General features: G+C 55.5%; 21 protein-coding genes. 8 read left to right on the top strand and 13 right to left on the bottom strand.

What is annotated here, in order from left to right; translation table 11 throughout:
• Positions 1–131: 131 nt before the first annotated feature.
• The 3 genes from recJ to xerD are packed head-to-tail and all read right to left on the bottom strand — an operon-like array spanning position 132 to position 3,511.
• Positions 132–1,865: a single-stranded-DNA-specific exonuclease RecJ gene (gene recJ, locus F3J26_RS18440; RefSeq protein ID WP_166995289.1), complete on the bottom strand. Its 1,734-nt coding sequence runs from the start codon at positions 1,863–1,865 to the stop codon at positions 132–134.
• 6 nt (positions 1,866–1,871) lie between these two features.
• A complete protein-coding gene (dsbC, locus tag F3J26_RS18435) occupies positions 1,872–2,588 on the bottom strand; it encodes a bifunctional protein-disulfide isomerase/oxidoreductase DsbC (protein WP_008461630.1) in 717 nt (238 codons plus the stop codon).
• Between the two features lie 26 nt (positions 2,589–2,614).
• Complete coding sequence (gene xerD / locus F3J26_RS18430) at positions 2,615–3,511, bottom strand: site-specific tyrosine recombinase XerD (RefSeq protein ID WP_008461629.1); 897 nt, start codon at positions 3,509–3,511, stop codon at positions 2,615–2,617.
• A 102-nt stretch (positions 3,512–3,613) separates the two neighbouring features.
• Here xerD and fldB point away from each other — a divergent pair, with 102 nt between their 5' ends.
• A complete protein-coding gene (gene fldB / locus F3J26_RS18425) occupies positions 3,614–4,135 on the top strand; it encodes a flavodoxin FldB (RefSeq protein ID WP_166995287.1) in 522 nt (173 codons plus the stop codon).
• Here fldB and F3J26_RS18420 read toward each other — a convergent pair.
• Together F3J26_RS18420 and sdhE are read right to left on the bottom strand one after the other, a co-directional pair.
• The gene (locus F3J26_RS18420) at positions 4,132–4,554 is read right to left on the bottom strand and encodes a protein YgfX (protein ID WP_166995285.1); all 423 of its coding nucleotides are present in this window, start codon (positions 4,552–4,554) and stop codon (positions 4,132–4,134) included. The two genes, fldB and F3J26_RS18420, sit on opposite strands and share 4 nt — an antisense overlap.
• A complete protein-coding gene (gene sdhE, locus F3J26_RS18415; protein WP_008461626.1) occupies positions 4,535–4,801 on the bottom strand; it encodes an FAD assembly factor SdhE in 267 nt (88 codons plus the stop codon). Before sdhE ends, F3J26_RS18420 begins: the two co-directional genes overlap by 20 nt.
• A gap of 246 nt (positions 4,802–5,047) precedes the next feature.
• Between sdhE and ygfZ the strand changes: the two genes are divergently transcribed.
• On the top strand, positions 5,048–6,034 hold the full coding sequence (ygfZ, locus tag F3J26_RS18410; RefSeq protein ID WP_166995283.1) for a tRNA-modifying protein YgfZ: 987 nt from the start codon (positions 5,048–5,050) through the stop codon (positions 6,032–6,034).
• A 58-nt stretch (positions 6,035–6,092) separates the two neighbouring features.
• Here the strand turns inward: ygfZ and trhA are convergent, their stop codons facing one another.
• Positions 6,093–6,746 (bottom strand): PAQR family membrane homeostasis protein TrhA, encoded by a 654-nt coding sequence (gene trhA, locus F3J26_RS18405; protein ID WP_008461624.1) that lies wholly within the window; start codon positions 6,744–6,746, stop codon positions 6,093–6,095.
• 174 nt (positions 6,747–6,920) lie between these two features.
• On the opposite strand from trhA, the gene F3J26_RS18400 reads away from it, so the two are divergent.
• The 3 genes from F3J26_RS18400 to F3J26_RS18390 all read left to right on the top strand — a co-directional run bounded on the left by F3J26_RS18400 (position 6,921) and on the right by F3J26_RS18390 (position 9,885).
• The gene (locus F3J26_RS18400; protein WP_166995281.1) at positions 6,921–7,514 is read left to right on the top strand and encodes an HD domain-containing protein; all 594 of its coding nucleotides are present in this window, start codon (positions 6,921–6,923) and stop codon (positions 7,512–7,514) included.
• Positions 7,515–7,556: 42 nt separating this feature from the next.
• Positions 7,557–8,285 carry a MurR/RpiR family transcriptional regulator gene (locus F3J26_RS18395; protein WP_166995279.1) on the top strand — a complete coding sequence of 243 codons (729 nt, stop codon included), beginning with the start codon at positions 7,557–7,559 and terminating at the stop codon, positions 8,283–8,285.
• 166 nt (positions 8,286–8,451) lie between these two features.
• On the top strand, positions 8,452–9,885 hold the full coding sequence (locus tag F3J26_RS18390) for a 6-phospho-beta-glucosidase (RefSeq protein ID WP_166995278.1): 1,434 nt from the start codon (positions 8,452–8,454) through the stop codon (positions 9,883–9,885).
• A gap of 71 nt (positions 9,886–9,956) precedes the next feature.
• On the opposite strand, the gene F3J26_RS18385 is transcribed toward F3J26_RS18390, so the two are convergent.
• Positions 9,957–11,423, bottom strand: a complete 1,467-nt coding sequence (locus F3J26_RS18385; RefSeq protein ID WP_166995276.1) for a sensor histidine kinase — start codon at positions 11,421–11,423, stop codon at positions 9,957–9,959.
• A 4-nt stretch (positions 11,424–11,427) separates the two neighbouring features.
• Positions 11,428–12,141 carry a winged helix-turn-helix domain-containing protein gene (locus tag F3J26_RS18380; protein ID WP_008461615.1) on the bottom strand — a complete coding sequence of 238 codons (714 nt, stop codon included), beginning with the start codon at positions 12,139–12,141 and terminating at the stop codon, positions 11,428–11,430.
• 144 nt (positions 12,142–12,285) lie between these two features.
• Between F3J26_RS18380 and F3J26_RS18375 the strand changes: the two genes are divergently transcribed.
• From F3J26_RS18375 to F3J26_RS18365, 3 genes are read left to right on the top strand one after another with little or no spacing between them, the layout of a single operon-like run.
• On the top strand, positions 12,286–12,897 hold the full coding sequence (locus tag F3J26_RS18375; RefSeq protein ID WP_008461613.1) for a cytochrome b/b6 domain-containing protein: 612 nt from the start codon (positions 12,286–12,288) through the stop codon (positions 12,895–12,897).
• A gap of 9 nt (positions 12,898–12,906) precedes the next feature.
• A complete protein-coding gene (locus tag F3J26_RS18370) occupies positions 12,907–13,668 on the top strand; it encodes a molybdopterin-dependent oxidoreductase (protein ID WP_166878185.1) in 762 nt (253 codons plus the stop codon).
• A 35-nt stretch (positions 13,669–13,703) separates the two neighbouring features.
• On the top strand, positions 13,704–13,976 hold the full coding sequence (locus F3J26_RS18365) for a pentapeptide MXKDX repeat protein (protein ID WP_008461611.1): 273 nt from the start codon (positions 13,704–13,706) through the stop codon (positions 13,974–13,976).
• 43 nt (positions 13,977–14,019) lie between these two features.
• Here F3J26_RS18365 and F3J26_RS18360 read toward each other — a convergent pair whose 3' ends face one another.
• From F3J26_RS18360 to ubiI, 5 genes are all read right to left on the bottom strand, one after another.
• Positions 14,020–14,763, bottom strand: a complete 744-nt coding sequence (locus F3J26_RS18360; RefSeq protein ID WP_166995274.1) for an SDR family oxidoreductase — start codon at positions 14,761–14,763, stop codon at positions 14,020–14,022.
• Between the two features lie 217 nt (positions 14,764–14,980).
• Complete coding sequence (gene gcvP / locus F3J26_RS18355) at positions 14,981–17,854, bottom strand: aminomethyl-transferring glycine dehydrogenase (protein WP_166995272.1); 2,874 nt, start codon at positions 17,852–17,854, stop codon at positions 14,981–14,983.
• 55 nt (positions 17,855–17,909) lie between these two features.
• Positions 17,910–18,299, bottom strand: coding sequence for a glycine cleavage system protein GcvH (gene gcvH / locus F3J26_RS18350; protein WP_008461608.1), 390 nt, complete (start codon positions 18,297–18,299; stop codon positions 17,910–17,912).
• A 29-nt stretch (positions 18,300–18,328) separates the two neighbouring features.
• Entirely contained in the window at positions 18,329–19,426 is a 1,098-nt protein-coding gene (gcvT, locus tag F3J26_RS18345) for a glycine cleavage system aminomethyltransferase GcvT (protein WP_166995270.1), read from the bottom strand.
• 492 nt (positions 19,427–19,918) lie between these two features.
• A complete protein-coding gene (gene ubiI / locus F3J26_RS18340) occupies positions 19,919–21,118 on the bottom strand; it encodes an FAD-dependent 2-octaprenylphenol hydroxylase (protein WP_166995268.1) in 1,200 nt (399 codons plus the stop codon).
• Positions 21,119–21,120 lie beyond the last annotated feature (2 nt).

The following is a 21,120-nucleotide window of genomic DNA, read 5'->3' as shown; positions in this document are numbered from 1 at the left end:
TCTTATGTTGATTTCAGAAGACGAAATGCGGTCGTAAACCGGAAAGTTTACCGGATTTACGCCGCATTTTGTAGCATTCTCCCTGACATATAGCCAAGTAATTAACGCTGCAGCAGCGTCGAGAATGCGGGCTATATCGGCCAGAGATGATCGATTAAAAGCTGCACGCTGCGGTTGCCGCGGAACTCGTTCACGTCCAGCTTGTAGGCCAGCTCAACTTCGCGCACGCCGTTGTCCGGCCAGCGGGTGGTATCCACGTTGAAGGCGATACCGTCCAGCAGCGGACCGCCACCGACAGGCTCCACCATCACCTTCAGGTGACGCTCGCCCACCAGGCGCTGCTGGAGAATACGGAACTTGCCGTCAAACAGCGGCTCCGGGAACATTTGCCCCCACGGCCCGGCGTCTCTGAGCATCTCCGCCACTTCGAGCGTCATCTCCTGCGCGGACAGCTGACCGTCGGACCAGATTTCCCCCTGTAACAACGCCGGGTCCAGCCACTCACCGACCAGGTCGCCAAAACGCTGGCGAAACTCCTCAAAGCGAGCCTCTTCCAGCGACAAGCCTGCGGCCATGGCATGACCGCCGAACTTCAGCATCATGCCCGGATAAAGCGTATCCAGACGTTCTAAGGCATCACGCATGTGCAGCCCCTGAACTGAACGGCCGGACCCTTTAAGCGTGCCGTCTCCCGCAGGCGCGAACGCGATGACCGGGCGGTGGAAACGCTCTTTGATGCGCGAGGCCAGAATGCCGACCACGCCCTGGTGCCATTCCGGGTGATACATTGCCAGCCCGTAAGGCAGGGCTTCGCTACTGCGCTCCAGCTGTTCGCAAAGGGTCAGCGCTTCGACCTGCATGCCTTGTTCAATTTCTTTCCGCGTTTGGTTCAGCGCGTCCAGCTCGTTAGCCAGCATACGCGCTTCACCAATGTTTTCGCTGAGCAGCATCGCCACGCCAACCGACATATCATCCAGTCGGCCTGCGGCGTTCAGGCGCGGCCCCAGCGCAAAGCCCAGATCGCTGGCGGCGATCTTTTGCGGCTCACGATTAGCCACTTCAAGCAGCGCGCGAATGCCGGGACGGCATTTCCCCGCGCGAATGCGGCTTAACCCTTGCCAGGTCAAAATGCGGTTGTTGGCATCCAGCGGCACAACGTCCGCCACGGTGCCCAGCGCGACTAAATCGAGCAGTTCTGCAAGATTCGGAATGGCCAGCCCACGCTGTTCGAACCAGCCGTTATCACGCAGATGCGTGCGCAGCGCCAGCATCAGATAAAACGCGACGCCGACACCAGCCAGGGATTTAGATGGAAATGCGCAGTCGGCGAGATTCGGGTTAATGATAGCTTCAGCAGCGGGAAGTGTTTCCCCTGGCAGGTGGTGATCGGTCACCAGCACCGGGATCCCCAGTGCATGGGCGCGCTCAACGCCCGCATGGGATGAGATGCCGTTGTCGACGGTCACGATCACCTGCGCACCGCGGGCATGGGCCTGATCGACCACTTCCGGGCTAAGCCCGTAACCATCCTCAAAGCGATTAGGCACCAGGTAGCCAATATTCTCAGCCCCCATGCTGCGCAGGGCCAGAACGCTTAGCGCGGTACTGGTTGCCCCATCGGCATCAAAATCGCCGACAACGATGATGCGCAAGCCTTCGCGAAAGGCGTTATAAAGCATGACCACGGCCCGATCGATGCCGCTGAGCTGCTGCCACGGCAGCATTCCTTTTACGCCGCGCTCCAGCTCTTGTTCGCCACGCACGCCCCGGCTGGCATACAGCCGCTGTAACAAAGGAGGCAGCGTAGCCGGAAGCGCCACCGAGCTGTCAACGACCCGGCGGCGGAGTTGCGTTTGCTGTTTCACCCGAAATTAACCACCCGCTTTCATTAACTGCTTGTGGGCATCCAGCATTTGTTTCATTTCTTTAGGCCCCTGATAACCCGGGATCATGCTGCCGTTGCTCAGCACGATCGCTGGCGTCCCCTGCACGCCAAACTGCACGCCCAGGTTGTAGTGGTTAGCCAGGTTAATGTCACAGCTTGCCGGTGCCACATCACCGCCCTTCATTGCGGCATCGAACGCTTTGTTACGGTCTTTCGCGCACCAGATAGACTTCATGTCGCTCTCGGCCTGGCTTTGCAGCCCCTGACGAGGGAATGCCAGATAACGCACGGTGATCCCCAGCGCGTTGTAGTCGCTCATCTCTTCATGAAGCTTGTGGCAGTAGCCGCAGGTGATGTCGGTGAACACCGTAATCACATGCTGCTCCTTCGGCGCTTTGTAGATAATCATCTCTTTTTCCAGCGCGTTCAGCTTGCCGATCAGCAGTTGGTTGGTCACGTTCACCGGCTGAGCGCCGCTCACGTCATACAGCGGCCCCTGAATCACATGTTTGCCGTCTTCGGTGACATAAAGTACGCCGCTATCGGTCAACACAGTTTTCATCCCGGCAACCGGTGCAGCCTGAATCTCTGCGCCCTGCACGCCCAGCTTCGCCAAAGATTGTTTAATAGCGGCGTCATCCGCGTGAGCAATACCGGAAACGGAAGCGGCCAGCAGCGAAAGCAGCCAAAAACCTTTTTTCATGAGGATTCCTTTATCTCTTGTAGCACTCACGCTCGAGGGTGGTGCTGTTGATGCAGCTGGCGTAAACGCGCCGTCGCTACATGTGTATAAATTTGTGTGGTGGACAAATCACTATGGCCCAGCAGCATCTGTACGACACGGAGATCCGCGCCATGGTTCAGCAGGTGCGTGGCAAAAGCGTGGCGTAGCACATGCGGAGACAGTTTTTCACTGTCGATACCGGCCAGCACGGCATAGTGCTTAATGCGGTGCCAGAAGGTTTGCCGCGTCATTTGCTGTGCGCGATTGCTGGGGAAAAGCACATCCAGAGACTGCCCGTTTAACAACTCCGGGCGGCCATACTTCAGGTACTCTTCAATCCAGTACACCGCCTCTTCGCCCAGCGGCACGAGACGCTCTTTGTTGCCTTTACCAATCACTCGCACCACGCCCTGCCGCAGGCTGATATCGCTCATTGTCAGCCCAACCAGCTCCGAGACGCGCAGCCCGGTTGCGTACAAGACTTCAAGCATGGCTTTATCGCGCAGTTCAATAGGCTGATCGACACACGGAGATTGCAACAGCCGTTCAACCTGAGCCTCGCTTAAATCCTTCGGCAAACGCTGGGGAAGTTTGGGCGATGAAAGCAGCGCACTGGGGTCGTCTTCCCGCATTTTTTCGCGATACAGGTACTGAAATAACCGCCGCATAGCGCTAAGCAACCGCGCGGAACTGGTGGCTTTATAACCGCCCTCGACGCGCTCCGCAAGCAGCGACTGGAGATCCGAAGCCTGAACGGTCAAAAAACTGAGTTGCTGACGCTGCAGCCACTCGGCCACCATAGTGAGATCGCGGCGATAAGAGCTGAGCGTATTTTCGGCCAGATTTCTTTCCAGCCACAGCGCATCCAGAAACTGTTCGATACGGATCTTATCCTGCTCCACGCTCCACTCCTGATTTGGCGAATTGTGTCCATTATGCATGATGGCGAATGGGATCTGGTACACTTGGCCATCTGCACGCGATTAAAATGAGTTGTTATTGTTATGAACATTGGTCTTTTTTACGGCTCCAGCACCTGCTACACCGAAATGGCCGCCGAAAAAATTCGCGACATTATTGGTCCTGAACTGGTGACGCTTCACAACCTGAAAGACGATGCCCCGGCCATGATGGAGCAGTATGACGTTCTGATCCTGGGCATACCGACCTGGGATTTTGGCGAACTGCAGGAAGACTGGGAAACCGTCTGGCCGCAGCTGGATGGCCTGAACCTGGAAGGCAAACTCGTGGCGCTTTACGGCATGGGCGATCAGCTTGGCTACGGTGAGTGGTTCCTGGATGCGTTAGGCATGCTGCACGACAAGCTGGCACCGCGCGGGGCACAGTTCATCGGCTACTGGCCAACAGAAGGCTATGAATTTACCAGCCCAAAACCGGTCATTGCCGACGGGCAGCTGTTTGTTGGCCTGGCGTTGGATGAAACCAACCAGTACGACCTGAGCGACGAACGCATTGAAACCTGGTGCGAGCAAATTCTTGGCGAAATGGCCGAACGCTTCGCTTAAATCGGCCCGCTTCCGCTCGCCTGCTGTTGCATCAGCAGGCGGCGTAGATCGCGCCATTCACCGATGTCCATGCTGTCAGCCGCCAGCCAAAGATGCTGGCAACGATGCTTTCCGGCACGACGCAGTCTTAGCATCGCCCCGCTGTCAATCATCCATGGATTTCCGACGATATCCCAGTCACGCCCCTGCCAACGCAGACGAAAATCCGTCAGCAGTTTAATTTCGCCCTGGCGAGCGTGAATGCGGCGCTGGCTGCGTACGCTGTCGAAAACCACAAGGGAAAGCAGCAGCATCCAGACCAGCGTGTAGCTCATCGGCCACGGCATTAGCAGCACGAATAGCGCCACCAGGCCGTGGAGAAGCAACGACATCCATTGCGCGCGCCAGGAAACCCGGAGATCAGATTGCCACAGGACCACGTTCTTTATTCCGTGTCTGAATCAGGGCAACCATACGCTGAAGCTCGGCATCTGCTGGTTTACCGTGATTCATCAACCAGTTAAACAGGTCTGGATCGTCAGACTCCAGCAGGCGAACAAACAGCTGTTTGTCGCTGTCGCTGAGCGTTTCGTATTCATGTTCGAAGAACGGCATAATCGAAATATCGAGCTCGCGCATTCCACGGCGGCATGCCCAGTGAATTCGGGCTTTATTATTGATATCCATGTGCACTTTCCTGCTTAGCCATCAAGTTGGGTACGGAGTTAGTGTAACGTGTTTTCGTCACCGGGATTACCTGAATGTTCCATTGTGCGCGCTTTCCCCACACAAACCCGTGTAACAGCACCGATTGCACAAGATTCCCCGAGGCAACACGCAAACGCACGAATGGCGTTATCAAACTGCTTGCATTGCCCTCTGGCTCTTTTACCATTGAGAAATTAAACCGTTGGATAACCCGGGATCTTTGTTATGGCTTTTAATCCGTTTCCTCCTCGCCAGCCCAGTGCCGCCGCCCGTCTACCGCTGACACTAATGACGCTCGACGACTGGGCTCTCGTGACTGCCGTGGGTGCAGACACTGAGAAATATCTTCAGGGCCAGGTGACTGCCGACGTCGCGAAACTTGACGCGGGCCAGCATCTGCTCTGCGCCCATTGCGATGCCAAAGGGAAGATGTGGAGTAACCTGCGTCTGTTCCATCGGGGCGAAGGCTTTGCGTTTATTGAGCGCCGCAACCTGCGTGACGCCCAGCTTACAGAGCTGAAGAAATATTCCGTTTTCTCCAAAGTCACTTTCAATGCGGATGACGCCAGCGTCCTGTTAGGGTTGGCGGGTTTCCAGGCGCGTTCTGCGCTTGCAGCCGTTTTCACTACGCTGCCGGATGAAGAGACTCAGGTTGTCCAGCACGGCGCAACAACTCTGTTGTGGCTAAATCTGCCGGCGGAGCGCTTCCTGATTGTCACTGACGAAGAAACGGCTCAGACGTTAACCGAAAAACTCAGTGAAGAAGCACAGCGTAATGATAGCCAGCAGTGGCTGACGCTGGATATCGAGGGTGGATTGCCGGTCATTGATAGTGTAAACAGCGCTCAGTTTATTCCACAGGCAACAAACCTTCAGGCGCTGGGCGGTATCAGCTTTAAAAAAGGCTGCTACACCGGCCAGGAAATGGTTGCCCGAGCCAAGTTCCGCGGGGCAAATAAACGCGCACTCTGGCTGCTGGCCGGGAGCGCAAGCCGCGTGCCTGAAGCAGGCGAAGATCTTGAGTTGCAGATGGGTGAAAACTGGCGTCGTACCGGCACCGTGCTGGCCGCTTCACGATTGGAAGATGGCCGTCTTGTTGTGCAGGCGGTGATGAACAACGATCTTGAACCGAACAGCGTCTTGCGCGTGCGTGATGATGCAAACGGCAAGCTCTCACTGGCGCCACTGCCCTATTCTCTGGAAGAAAATTAATCGAACACTGAGCCCCGAAACCGGGGCTCCATAATTTGATTTTGGCGAGTTAGAGGCTTTAACGAATATAGAGATAAATCGCGAGGAAATGGCAGACGCTGCCGCCCAGCACAAACCCATGCCAAATGGCATGATTGTACGGAATACGTTTGCAGACGTAGAAAATCACCCCCAGCGAGTAAACAATACCGCCAATCGCCAGCAGCGTAACGCTGCCCGGTGCCAGTTTGACCACCATTTGGTAGATGACGACCAGCGACAGCCAGCCCATCAGCAGATAGGTCACCAGCGACAACACCTTAAACCGGTGTGCAATGGTGAGCTTAAACAGGATCCCCGCCAGCGCCAGGCTCCAGATAACAATCATCAGCCCCTTCGACAGCGGCGAGTTGAGCCCTACCAGCAAAAACGGGGTATACGTGCCGGCGATCAGCAGGTAAATGGCGCAGTGGTCGAATTTTTTAAGCCACCGCTTGGCCCGCTCATGTGGAATAGCGTGGTAAAGCGTTGAGGCGAGAAACAGCAGGATCATGCTGCCGCCGTAAAGACTGTAGCTGGTAATTGCCGTTGCGCTGGCATTGGCATCGACCGCCTGCACCAGCAACAACACCAGGCCAACAATACCGAACACCAACCCAATGCCGTGGCTAATGCTATTGGCTACTTCCTCTGCCAGAGAATATCCATGCGCGACAAGTGGTTTACGAGCCATCTGGCTCCTCCCGAGATAAAGAAGAATAACGCGGCGTTCCTAGCCTAACTGAGAATGATTCCAGTGAACACATGTAAGCTAAAATAAATATGTGAGCGTCTGTGACGACTCCCTTCGTCAGCCTGGAGGATTTCTTTTACAATCAAACGACAGCCAAAAAACAGGGAAAATACGATGCAACAGGCATTTGGTGAAATGAGTGCGGTTATCCATTTCCTGATGGAGATTGATAAGCTGAAGCTGGTTCAGCGTCACACCAAAATCATCGGTCATGAAAGACATGAAAACTCTGCCGAGCACAGCTGGCACTTCGCTATGGCGGCAATGAGCCTCGCCCCCTGGGCCGAAAAAGAGGTGAATATTCAGCGCGTGATCCAAATGGCGCTGCTGCACGACATCGTAGAAATCGATGTTGGCGATGTGCTGGTTTATGACATTGCGGCCCGTGAAGCCATCGCCGAAAAAGAAGCGGCGGCGGCACGGCGTCTGTTTGGTTTGTTGCCTGCGCCGCAGGGGCCACAATTTCTGGCTTTGTGGCAAGAATATGAGGCAGGCACCACGCCCGACGCCCGCTTTGCCGGGGCGCTGGATCGCATTTTACCTATTCTGCTTAACCTGCATAACGAAGGGCAGAGCTGGCGAGAGAATAATATTTCCCTGCAGCAGGTATTAACTCGCAATGCGCAGGTGGGAGAAAGCTGGCCGGAATTGTGGCAACATGTCGAGCGTCAATTATATCGGGCGCACGAGAAAGGCTGGCTGCGTTAGTTCCAGCCATCCGTAAGCACCGTACCAGCAGGAAGAAAAAGTATGTTTACCCATGCGGCAATCGCCACCCTGAACGGCCTCGAAATGATGGTGTACAACTTTGTCATTAAAAACAAAGACAAAGTCATGTACATGACCATTCGAGAGCTGGCGGATGCCGCAGGAGTCTCCACCACGACCGTGTTGCGTTTTTGCCGCAAACTCAACTGTGAAGGGTATTCCGAGTTTCGCGTTCGTTTTAAATTATATCTGGAGCAAACGGAAATTCAGCCCGCTAATTTCGGCAGTAGCGAAATTATCAGTTTTTTTAAAAGTACCAATAATGAAGAATTCGATAATTTAATCGACCACGCCGTTGATATTATTTGCTCCTCCGAGCGTATTATTTTTGTTGGCGCGGGAACATCCGGTGCTTTAGCTAAATATGGTGCACGTTTTTTCTCAAACGTTGGTAAATTTAGCAACCATATTGATGATCCTTATTTTCCGGTCACCAATGATATGGCACGAAACGCGCTGGCTATTGTGCTTTCCGTTTCAGGTGAGACGGAGGAGATCCTGCGCTTTGCCAGCCAGTTCAGCCTTCACCACTGTAAAGTGATGTCTGTCACCAGCCATGAAAACTCATCGCTGGCTAAGTTAGCCGACTTTAATATTTCCTGGCATATTCCACCGGTACGTATTGCCGGAGTGTATGACATCACTACACAAATCCCCGTTATTTATATTCTTGAAACCATTGGCCGCCGCCTGGAAAAAAGAATGCTATAAAAAAACACCCTGTTTTTTGTTTGTGACAAATCACAATTCACGCTATTTGTTATATCGTGACAATCCCATTTCATTTGTTAGACTCCAAAGCAGAAAAAAATACTTTCAGCGCGACGATGTGAACCTACGCACATTATTTTATGCGCTAACAATGAGATGAAAGAATATGAAACAACTTAAGTTACCGAAGGACTTTTTATGGGGCGGCGCGGTTGCCGCTCACCAGGTGGAAGGCGGCTGGAACAAAGACGGTAAAGGCCCAAGCATTTGTGACGTACTGACGGGCGGTGCCCATGGCGTCCCACGCGAGATTACTCAGCAGGTTGTGCCTGGTAAATACTACCCGAACCATGAAGCAATTGACTTTCATGGTCGCTATAAAGAAGACATCAAGCTGTTCGCCGAGATGGGCTTCAAGTGCTTCCGTACCTCCATTGCCTGGACCCGCATTTTCCCCAACGGCGACGAGCAGCAGCCTAACGAAGCTGGCCTGAAGTTCTACGACGATATGTTCGATGAGCTACTGAAATACAATATCGAGCCGGTCATCACCCTCTCCCACTTCGAAATGCCGCACCACCTGGTGACCGAATACGGCGGCTGGACCAACCGCAAAGTGGTCGATTTCTTTGTTCGTTTCGCCGAAGTCGTGTTCGAGCGTTACAAGAGCAAAGTGAAGTACTGGATGACCTTTAACGAAATCAATAACCAGCGTAACTGGCGCGCGCCGCTGTTCGGCTACTGCTGCTCCGGTGTGGTTTACACTGAGCATGACAACCCGGAAGAGGTGATGTACCAGGTGCTGCACCACCAGTTTGTGGCGAGCGCAATGGCGGTGAAGATCGGCCACCGCATCAACCCTGAGATGAAAATCGGCTGCATGCTCGCCATGGTGCCTCTGTACGCCTTCTCCTGTAAGCCTGAAGACCAAATGTTTGCGCAAGAATCAATGCGTGAACGCTATGTGTTTACCGACGTGCAGCTGCGTGGCTATTACCCGTCTTATGTACTGAACGAATGGGAACGCCGCGAGTTCAACATTAAAATGGAAGCCGGTGACGAGCAGATCCTGCGCGAAGGCGTCTGTGATTATCTCGGGTTCAGCTACTACATGACGAACGCCGTTCAGGCCGAAGGCGGCAGCGGCGATGCGCTTTCCGGCTTCCAGGGCAGCGTGCCGAACCCGCACGTCAAAGCCTCCGACTGGGGCTGGCAGATTGACCCGGTTGGCCTGCGCTACGCGCTGTGTGAACTGTATGAACGCTACCAGAAACCGCTGTTCATCGTAGAAAACGGCTTTGGCGCTTACGACAAAGTAGAGGCGGACGGCACCATCAACGATGACTACCGCATTGATTACCTGCGCGCTCACGTTGAAGAATTGAAAAAAGCTGTGACCTACGACGGTGTGGATCTGATGGGCTATACGCCATGGGGCTGCATCGACTGTGTGTCGTTTACCACCGGCCAGTACAGCAAGCGCTACGGCTTTATCTACGTCAACAAACACGACGACGGCACTGGAGATATGTCGCGCTCCCGCAAGAAGAGCTTCAACTGGTACAAAGAAGTGATCGCCAGCAATGGCGAGAATATCTAAACGATCACCACCTCCATAGGAGGTGGTTTAGCGTTGATAAGCAAAAGGCGCCCTCATGGCGCCTTTTTTATTTAAACGGGCAACCCAAACCGGAAGCAGGCCCCGCGCTTTGGCTGGTCCACCAGCGAAATGTCGCTGCCGTGCAGTTGCAGCATCTGGCGCACAATCATCAGTCCAAGCCCGCCAACCCTGAGCCGGGATTGATTCACAATCGAAGGCCGCACAAACAGCCCCTCTTTTAGCTCCTGCGGAATACCTGGCCCGCTGTCGCTGACCTGCACCATGACTTTATCCACCTCTTTCCACAGCCGGACTGAAATCATGCCTTTGTCCGGCGTATGGCGAATGGCGTTGTCCAACAGATTAGTCAACACGCGCTCGATCATGCTGACATCGGCTTCAATCAGCGGCAGTCCTGGCTGGATGTCAGCTAAAAGTTCAAGTTGGCGAGTTTGCGCCGGAAGCTCAAATTTCTGGAACACATCCTGCAGCAATTCGCTCAGGGAGAAGCTCTCTTTGTGTGGCTTCACCACCCCGTATTCCAGCCTGGCCAGTTCGAACAGCGACTGCGCCAGCGCCCCAACCTTCTGACTCTGGGCCAGCGCAATATCCAGATAGCGCTTTTTCTCCGCCTCGCTCAGCGTAGCCGACATGACCGAGAGGCTTTCCAGGTAACCATGCAGCGACGTTAGCGGCGTTCTCAGGTCATGGGAGATATTGGCGATAAACTCGCGCCGCAGCTGATCTTGCTGAGTCAGGCTATGCCACTGCTCGGAGATTCGCCCGGCCATAGCAATCACCCCGTGACGCAGTTGGGCCAGCTCATCCCCACCTCCTCCTGGATTTTGCGGCAGAGCCGCCATGGCCTGCATTTCGGCCATCCCTCCTGATTCCAGCGCCTTAACGTGCTGCGAAAGTTCGCGTAACGGGCGTGTGATCCAGCGAAACGCCAGGCCGCCCACCACCAACGCCAGCACGCAGACCAGGCTGAGCAGAAACAAGCTTAGCTTTAAAACGGCATCAAACTGAGCGCTGTTGGCAAGCTGATTGTAGGTTTCCCCCAGCAGCACCACATACAAATAGCCCTCCAGCTTGCCGTCTCGCATCATCGGCGCCACGCTAAACACTTTCTGCCCGTCCAGGCTGCGCGGGTCGTCTCCATAAAGCGGGAATTTGCCGCCGTTCAGCGCGGCCCGTAGCGGAGCGAGATCGACCTGATGGCGCTTAATATGCCCATCCGGGGCTGCATCACCAATGATATTGCCTTGTTTATCCAGCAGATAAACTTCCACGCTGGGGTTAACGGCCATCAGATGGTCGAACAGCGTGCGGACCGAGTCTTTGTTCAGCCCATCCTGCCCGAGCAGCGGGTAGCTCTGGTTGATGTGCTGCGCCAGGTCACCGGAGAGTTGCTGAATCACGGCCTGGCTGTATTGCGTGCTGGTACGCACCTGCAGCCAGCCCAAAAAGGCGCAGGCGGTCAGCAGCAACACGGCAAAAACCAGCGTCAGGCGTCGGGAAAGCGTAAGAATTCGCATAGGGTTACTCACGTATCAGGGCGGTAAACTTATAGCCTTTACCCCACACGGTGCGTATAAAATTCGGCTCCGCCGGGTTATCTTCAATCTTGATGCGCAGCCGGTTGATGTGGGTGTTTACGGTGTGCTCATAGCCTTCGTGCTGGTAGCCCCAAACCTGGTTTAGCAGGTGCAGCCGCGAAAACACTTTGTCCGGGTTGCGGGCGAAAAAGTACAGCAAATCAAACTCACGCGGGGTGAGATCTATCGGCATCTGATTCAGCCGAACATCTCTGGCCAGCGGATCAATCGTAAGCGGGCCAAAAGTCAGCGTGCCGGCGTCTATCTTAAGGTTTTGGCTCATCGCCTCCTGACGGCGGAACAGCGCCTTCACGCGGGCGACCAGTTCGAGCATTGAAAAAGGTTTTGCCAGATAGTCGTCCGCGCCCAGCTCAAGCCCCAGCACGCGGTGCGTTTCGCTGGAGCGGGCGCTGATCATAATAATCGGCGTGTACCGCGTCATGCTTCTGGCAAAGCGGCAAATCTCCAGGCCATCGACGCCGGGCAGCATCAGATCGAGAATCAGCGCATCCCAGCCGCCCTGCCTGAGCTTTTCCAGGCCGAGATTGCCGTCGGCCGCATGCACAATTTCAAAGCCTTCTTCCCGCAAATGCAGCTGCAGAAGCTCGGCGATATTTTCGTCGTCTTCTACGATCAGTATTTTTTTTGCCTGATTCACTTTGTCTGTCCCCACACGCTGGCATAGCCAAAGTTTACACAACTCGCGTCGGTTAAGTTGTCACATTTAATTTAACTTTGCGTGAGGCAATGGGGAACAAATCTGGCCAATACTCGCTGCATCGAATCACGAGGAAGCCGGACGATGGAAAGCTCAACGCTGCATACCGCCCCAACGCTCATTCACCCACTGTGGCTGAGGCTCTGCCACTGGCTGAATGCGCTGGCGATCCTGATTATGGTCACCAGCGGCTGGCGCATTTATAACGCCTCTCCGCTGTTTCATTTCCAGTTTGCCAACGAACTGACACTCGGCGGCTGGCTGGGTGGCGCGCTGCAGTGGCACTTCGCCGGGATGTGGCTGTTTGCGGTCAACGGCGTGATTTATCTGCTGTGCAATCTCTTCAGCGGCCGCTTTAAGCAGAAATACTGGCCCTTATCGCCTCGCGAATTCTTCCAGGACGCCTTTGCGGCGCTGCGGGGGAAATTAGCCCACGCTGACCTGAGCCATTACAACATGGTGCAAAAGGCGGCCTATCTGTTTGTTATCGCCGATAGCCTGCTACTGGTTATTTCCGGCCTCGTCGTGTGGAAATCCGTGCAGTTTGCCCTGCTGCGAGAATTGCTTGGCGGCTATGACACAGCGAGGTTTATCCACTTTTATGCCATGTCCGCGCTGGTCGGTTTCGTGGTGATTCATCTGCTGATGGTGGCGCTGGTGCCCCGCACGTTGCTCGCCATGCTCCGTGGCCGCTGAGGAAGAAACATGAGCGATAAAAACGAAATCATTAAAGAAGCGACGCAGCTGATTAATAAGCAGCTCACGCAGGAAGGCCGCCGTCGTTTTTTAAAGCAGGGCTTAACGCTCGGCGGCATCGCGATGCTCACCGGCTGCGATATCAGCGATAACGCCACGGTTGAAAGTTCGCTCAGCAAGATTTCACGTTTTAACGACCGCATTCAGGCCTGGCTGTTTAACGGCAGCCAACTGGCACCGGTTTACCCGGAAAGCATGATCGACGCTAACTTCCCGTTTAACGCCTTTTACGGCGAGGACGAGGCGCCGGACATCAACGGCGACAGCTACCGCCTGGAGCTTGCCGGGCTAATTACCGACAAGCGCCCGTGGACGCTGGCACAGCTGCACCAGATGGCGCAGGTCAGCCAGGTGACCCGCCATATCTGCGTCGAAGGCTGGAGCGCCATCGGCAAATGGGGCGGCGTCCCTTTTGCCCTGTTCCTGAAAGGGATTGGCGCCGACCTGCGAGCCAAATACGTCAGCTTTAAATGCGCGGATGACTACTACACCAGCATTGATATGGCCACCGCGCTGCATCCACAAACGCTGATTGCTTTAACCTGGGATGGCAAAGTCCTGCCGCGCAAATATGGCTACCCGATGAAACTGCGTATCCCTACCAAACTCGGCTACAAGAACCCGAAGCATATTCAGGTCATTGAAGTCACCAATCGCTACCCCGGCGGCTACTGGGAAGACCAGGGCTATAACTGGTTCGGTGGTAGTTAACTCTCTGTCTCACTGCAAAATCAAGGAAATACATCATGAAAAAGATCTACGCTGCCCTGCTGTGCTCCACCATGCTGTTCGGTATCGCCGGGGCTAACGCTGCCGACTCGATGAGCAAGGATTCCATGGCCAAAGACGGCATGGGCAAAATGACCCACACCTGTAAAGACGGCATGAACAAAGACGGCATGAAGAAAGATTGCATGTCCAAAGATGGCATGAAGAAAGACGGGATGAGCAAAGACCCTATGGGCAAAGACAGCATGGCCAAAGACGGTATGGCGAAAGACAGCATGAGCAAGCAATAAGCCTGACGCTACGCCAGTCTCACCCTCTTCTGGCGTAGCGAACTCATTTCCCACCTGCCGCATCAATAAAGGTGCCGGTCACGTAAGATGCCTTTTCGCTCAGCAGCCATAGAATGGCCTCCGCGATCTCTTCCGGCTGACCGCCGCGCTGCATCGGCAATGCCGTTTTCACCCGATCAACTCTCCCCGCTTCTCCACCGGAAGCATGCATTTCGGTATAAATAAAACCGGGCCGCACGCCGTTCACGCGGATCCCCTGCGCGGCAACCTCTACCGCTAGCCCGGTGGTCAACGTATCGACGGCTCCTTTGGACGCGGCATAATCAACATATTCCCCAGCAGCGCCTAAGCGGGACGCGGCAGAAGAGACATTCACAATGGCTCCACCTTCCCCACCGTGATGCCATGCCATGCGCTTCACCGCTTCCCGGCAGCAGAGAAAATATCCGGTAACGTTTGTCGTCAGCACGCGATTGATACGTTCCGCCGTAAGGTTTTCAATGGTCGATTGCTGGAACAAGATGCCGGCGTTATTCACCAGCGCGGTCAGCGGCCCAAATGCGTTATCGATTTCGGCGAACATCGCCATCACCTGCAGCTCATCGGCAATATCCGCCCGCAGCGCCAGCGCTTCTCCGCCCTGGGCAATGATCGTCTTGACCACTTCATCCGCAGCCTGCTTATTGCGGAGGTAGTTCACCACCACTTTATAACCATGCTGAGCCAGCAAAAGCGAGGTTGCTTTACCCATTCCCCGGCTGCCGCCGGTAACCAAAGCTATCTTCATGTGACTCTCCAGAAACAAGAAAGGGCACCGAAGTGCCCTTAAGGTTGATGACAAAGAGGAAAAAAGCGTGGTTTTTTCCTCTTTGTGATTATCAGCCGAAAATCAATAAATTGATTTTCCTTATTTTTTTGACGAATCGTCTAGCATTTCTACTATCACCAGAGGATTGTCAGCAGTCTTTAGGGCACCGAAGTGCCCTTGATTCAATCTGTAAAAACTATTCGTACTCGCTCATCGGCACGCAGGAGCAGAACAGATTGCGGTCGCCGTAAACGTCGTCAAGGCGTTTCACGGTTGGCCAGTATTTATTGCCGTGACCTGCCGGGAAGACCGCCAGTTCGCGGGTGTACGGGTGCGCCCACTCGGCAACAATTTCATCCTGAGTGTGCGGCGCGTTCACCAGCGGGTTGTCTTCCAGCGGCCATTCGCCTGCAACGACGCGGTCGATTTCGCTGCGGATGGACAGCATCGCATTAATAAAGCGGTCCAGCTCCACTTTGCTTTCGGATTCGGTTGGCTCAACCATCAGCGTGCCCGCTACCGGGAACGACATGGTTGGCGCGTGGAAGCCGAAGTCGATCAGGCGCTTGGCGATATCCAGCTCGCTGATGCCGGTTTCTTCTTTCAGCGGACGAATATCCAGAATACATTCGTGAGCCACACGGCCATTCGCACCGGTGTAGAGCACCGGATACGCGGATTTCAGGCGGGTCGCGATGTAGTTGGCGTTCAGAATCGCTACGGAGCTGGCTTTCTTCAGGCCGTCCGCGCCCATCATGCGGATGTACATCCAGCTGATTGGCAGAATAGAGGCGCTGCCAAACGGGGCGGCGGAAACCGCGCCTTGCTGGGTCAGCATCTCTTCAATCTGCACCACGCTGTGGCCAGGTACAAACGGAGCCAGATGCGCTTTCACGCCGATTGGGCCCATGCCCGGGCCGCCGCCGCCGTGCGGAATGCAGAAGGTTTTGTGCAGGTTGAGGTGCGAAACGTCTGCGCCGATATACCCCGGCGTGGTGATCCCCACCTGGGCGTTCATATTGGCGCCGTCCAGGTAAACCTGGCCCCCAAACTGATGCACGATCTGGCACACTTCGCGGATCGTTTCTTCGTACACGCCATGAGTGGACGGGTAAGTCACCATGATGCAGGAGAGCGCTTCGCCCGCCTGTTCGGCTTTAACACGCAGATCCTGCAGATCGATGTTGCCTTGTTTATCACAAGCCACGACGATCACTTCCATACCCGCCATTTGCGCCGAAGCCGGGTTGGTACCGTGCGCAGAGCTTGGGATCAGGCAGATGTTGCGGCTGCCTTCGTTGCGGCTTTCGTGGTAGCGGCGGATAGCCAGCAGGCCAGCGTATTCGCCCTGGGCGCCGGAGTTCGGCTGCATGCACAGCGCATCGTAGCCGGTCAGTTTCACCAGCCAGTCGGACAGCTGGGCGATCATCTGGTGGTAGCCTTCGGCCTGGTTTGCCGGGCAGAACGGGTGCAGCTCGGCAAATTCCGGCCAGGTGATCGGGATCATTTCGGCCGCGGCGTTCAGCTTCATGGTGCAGGAGCCGAGCGGGATCATCGCCTGGTTGAGCGCCAGATCTTTACGCTCCAGAGAGTGCATGTAGCGCATCATCTCGGTTTCGCTGTGGTAGCGATTAAAGACCGGGTGGGTCAGGATCTCGTCATCGCGCAGCATCGGAGCCGGAATGGACTGGCTGTCGTTGGCAACGTCACGATCCAGCTTGTCGATATCCAGGCCGTGAGCATCGCCCAGCAGCACGTCGAACAGAGCAACAACATCTTCACGGGTGGTGGCTTCATCAAGAGTGATGCCTACCGCGTTCAGGATGTCGCTACGCAGGTTAATTTCACGCGCTTCGGCACGCGCCAGCACGGCGGCTTTATCAGCCACTTCAACACAAAGGGTGTCGAACCAGTGTTTGTGGCGCAGAACCAGCCCTTTCTGCTGCAGGCCGGCGGCCAGAATGTCGGTCAGGCGGTGGATGCGGCCTGCAATGCGTTTCAGGCCAGCCGGGCCGTGGAAGACCGCATACAGGCTGGCAATGTTCGCCAACAGCACCTGGGAAGTACAGATGTTGGAGTTCGCCTTCTCGCGGCGGATGTGCTGCTCGCGGGTTTGCATCGCCATGCGCAGCGCGGTGCGGCCAGCGGCATCGCGGGAAACGCCGATAATACGGCCTGGCATGGAACGTTTAAATTCATCGCGAGCGCCGAAGAACGCCGCGTGCGGTCCGCCGTAGCCCATTGGGACACCGAAGCGCTGGGCAGAGCCGAAGACAATGTCCGCGCCCTGTTTGCCCGGCGCGGTCAGCATCACCAGCGTCATGAAATCTGCGGCTACGCTGACCACAACTTTGCGCTGTTTCAGCTCGGCAATCAGAGCCGTGTAATCATGCACTTCGCCGGTGGTGCCCACCTGCTGAAGCAGCACGCCGAACACATCCTGATGGTCCAGCACTTTCGCCGCATCATCGACAATGACGTCAAAACCGAAGGTTTCCGCGCGGGTACGCACCACGTCCAGCGTTTGTGGATGAGCGTCAGAGGCCACGAAGAAACGGTTAGCGTTTTTCAGCTTGCTGACGCGCTTAGCCATCGCCATAGCTTCGGCTGCCGCGGTAGCTTCATCAAGCAGAGAAGCGGAAGCGATATCCATGCCGGTCAGGTCAAGCGTGACCTGCTGGAAGTTCAGCAGTGCTTCAAGACGCCCTTGGGAAACTTCAGGCTGGTAAGGCGTGTAGGCGGTGTACCAGCCTGGATTTTCCAGCATGTTACGCAGAATCACCGGCGGCGTTTGTACCGCGGTGTAACCCATGCCAATGTAAGTTTTGAAGCGTTTATTGCGGCTGGCAATGCCTTTTAACTCTGCCAGGGCCGCAAACTCGGTCGCCGCGGCGCCAATCTGAGGCGGCTCAGCAAGCTGAATATCCTGCGGAACAATGCTGGCAATCAGGTCGGGGAGCGTCTTCGCGCCGACGGTCTCCAGCATCTCTTGCTGCTGCTGCGCATCCGGGCCAATGTGACGATCGATAAACGCTTCGTGATTCTCTAACTGACGTAAAGACTGGGTCATGAGCGGTGATTCCTGAAATGGTTTCCCCTCCCCACCAGGGAGAGGGGTTTAAAAATTACTCGTCTTCTAACAGTGCTTCATAGGCAGAAGCATCCAGCAGCGCGGCAACCTGTGCTTCGTCGCTGGCTTTAATTTTGAAGATCCAGCCTTCGCCGTAAGGTTCGCTGTTGACCAGCTCCGGGCTGTCGCTCAGCGCGTCGTTGACCGCAACGATTTCACCGCTGATTGGGGCGTAGATGTCAGAAGCGGCTTTCACGGATTCAGCAACGGCACAATCATCACCGGCAGAAACGGTGGCGCCCACTTCAGGCAGGTCAACAAATACCATGTCGCCCAGCAGTTCCTGTGCGTGTTCGGTGATGCCTACGGTGTAGCTGCCATCAGCTTCTTTACGCAGCCATTCGTGCTCTTTGCTGTATTTCAGTTCGTTCGGCACATTGCTCATTGTTTTCTCCTGATACCTGATTTCAAAATTTAAAGCGCGACCGGCTTACCGGCGCGAACAAAAATAGGTTTGGTGACTTTGACCGGCATTTCGCGGTTGCGGATCTGCACGATCGCCGTTTCACCGATGCCCGCCGGGACGCGAGCCAGCGCAATGCTGTAGCCGAGCGTTGGCGAGAAGGTGCCGCTGGTGATTGCCCCTTCGTGCGTATTGCCCTGCGCGTCGGTAAACCGTACCGGCAGCTCATTACGTAATACGCCTTTTTCGGTCATGATCAAGCCAACCAGCTCTTCGGTACCGTTCGCGCGCTGTGCTTCCAGCGCTTCACGGCCGATAAAATCACGATCTTCAGGCTGCCACGCGATGGTCCAGCCCATGTTCGCGGCTAGTGGAGAAACGCCTTCGTCCATGTCCTGGCCGTAAAGGTTCATGCCAGCTTCAAGACGCAGCGTGTCGCGAGCGCCCAGGCCGCAAGGCTTAACGCCCGCCTCAACCAGCTGCGCCCAGAATCCCGCGGCCTTGTCGTTCGGCATCGCAATTTCATAGCCCGCTTCGCCGGTGTAGCCGGTGGTGGCAATAAACAAATCACCGGACTGCACGCCAAAGAACGGTTTCATGCCTTCAACGGCTTTACGCTGCGCTTCGCTAAACAGCGTGGCGGCTTTGGCTTTCGCATTCGGCCCCTGAACGGCAATCAGCGCCAGGTCGTCACGCACGGTGACAGACACGCCAAACGGTTCAGCGTGCTGGTTGATCCAGGCAAGGTCTTTTTCACGAGTAGCGGAGTTAACAACGAGGCGGAAATAGTCTTCGGTGAGGAAATAGATAATCAGGTCGTCAATCACGCCGCCGGAAGCATTGAGCATGGCAGTGTAAAGCGCTTTGCCCGGCTGGGTGAGTTTGGCGACGTCGTTGGCGACTAAGTAACGCAGAAACTCGCGGGTACGGCTGCCGTGCAGATCGACGATGGTCATGTGCGACACGTCGAACATACCGGCGTCGGTGCGTACGGCGTGGTGCTCATCAATTTGCGAGCCGTAGTGCAGCGGCATCATCCAGCCGTGGAAATCAACCATGCGGGCACCGCAGAGCGTGTGCTGTTCAAATAAGGGGGTCTGTTGAGTCATCTTTTCCTCTTTAACCATCTGGTGGCAAGGCGGATTTGGCTTTGCCAACCGTCAGACGAAACCCGGCATCGCCACCGTTCCCCGATAGCGACGCAAACGTTACCTTTGACCTGAACTTACCACCGAACGGGGGCGTAAACCATAAGCGAAAAACGGTCATTGCATTAGCTTATGACCAAAATGGGAGAGGAAGTGTGCAGAGTAATTGACTGTAAAAATGCGATTCACTCCACATTAACAGCAGGTATTTAGTGTCGAATTTAGCACTGGCTAACATTTACGACCATTTCAGAAACAAATTGACTACATCGCATAATTTGTAAGATTAGAAAATGTAATCCGAGATTTGTCCTGAGATTAGAATATTTCAAACGAGGGAGCAGATACCCTTCCCGGTCATCGGGAAGGGAAATGTGACGGGGTTATCACTATAGATTCCATCAGGTGGGTGAGTACTGCTCACCCCCGTGTAGATCGAAGTATGACGAGTATTTATTGGAGCCAGGATGGCAGATCTTGCAACCCCATCGCCTGGCGAACCAACTGAGGTTTAACTCCCGGCAGCGTATCGGCAAGCTTCAGGCCAATATCTCTGAGGAGTTTTTTCGCCGGATTGCTGCCGGCGAACAAATCGCGGAAGCCTTGCATACTGGCCAGCATCACCGCCGCGCTGTGCTTGCGGCTGCGCTCATAGCGACGCAGGTAGAGATGCTGCCCAAAATCTTTGCCTTCGCGATGCAGGCGGCGAATTTCCGCAATCAATTCCGCGGCATCCATAAAACCGAGGTTGACGCCCTGCCCGGCCAGTGGGTGAATGGTATGGGCGGCATCGCCCACCAGCGCCAGACGATGGCCGGCAAAGCTGCGGGCGTAGCGGCCCGTCAACGGGAAGGTGCGGCGCTCGCTTTCAACAGAACACAGGCCGAGACGCATGTTAAACGCAACGGAAAGCGCCTGGTTAAACGCTTCATCGTCGGCCTGCTGCATACGAGCCGCTTCTTCCGGCGGCAGCGACCAGACAATAGAGCAAAGATGTGGGTCAGAAAGCGGCAGAAATGCCAGAATGCCTTCGCCGTGGAACACCTGACGTGCGACGGCCTGATGCGGCTCGGCGGTGCGAATCGTCGCTACCAGCGCATGATGGTTATAGTCCCAGAACGTCAGCGGGATATCGGCTTTGTCCCGCAGCCAGGAGTTGGCGCCATCTGCGCCCACCACCAGCCTTGCAGTTAGCATTGTGCCGTCTTTCAGGGTCAGGAAGGCGTCGTTTTCACCCCAGGCGACCTGGTGAATGTCCACGGGTGCCATCAGGCTGATTTCGCTGCATTGCTCCGCACGTTGCCACAGCGCCTGGTGGATCACCGAGTTTTCGATGATGTGCCCCAGGTGGCTAAAACCGAAGCTCTTATCATCAAAGGCGATTTGCCCGAAGCTGTCTCGCTCCCAGACTTCCATCCCGTGATAGCTGCTGGCTCGCTCGCTGATTTTTGGCCACGCGCCCAAATGCGTCAGCAGCTTTTCGCTCGCCGCATTGATAGCCGAAACGCGCAGTTCCGGGGCAGCGTCAGGCCCCAGCGGCTGGGGAAGATGACTTTCAATGACCGCAACGCGCAGGCCGCTGCCCTGAAGTCCGCAGGCCACCGCCAGCCCCACCATGCCGCCGCCGACAATCGCCACATCTACGCTTTGCAAAT

The sequence above is a fragment of the Enterobacter sp. Ap-867 genome, assembly GCF_011752855.1.
Lineage (GTDB): Bacteria > Pseudomonadota > Gammaproteobacteria > Enterobacterales > Enterobacteriaceae > Cedecea.
Note: the sequence above shows the minus strand (reverse complement) of the source record. Positions and strands in the feature narration are given on the sequence as shown.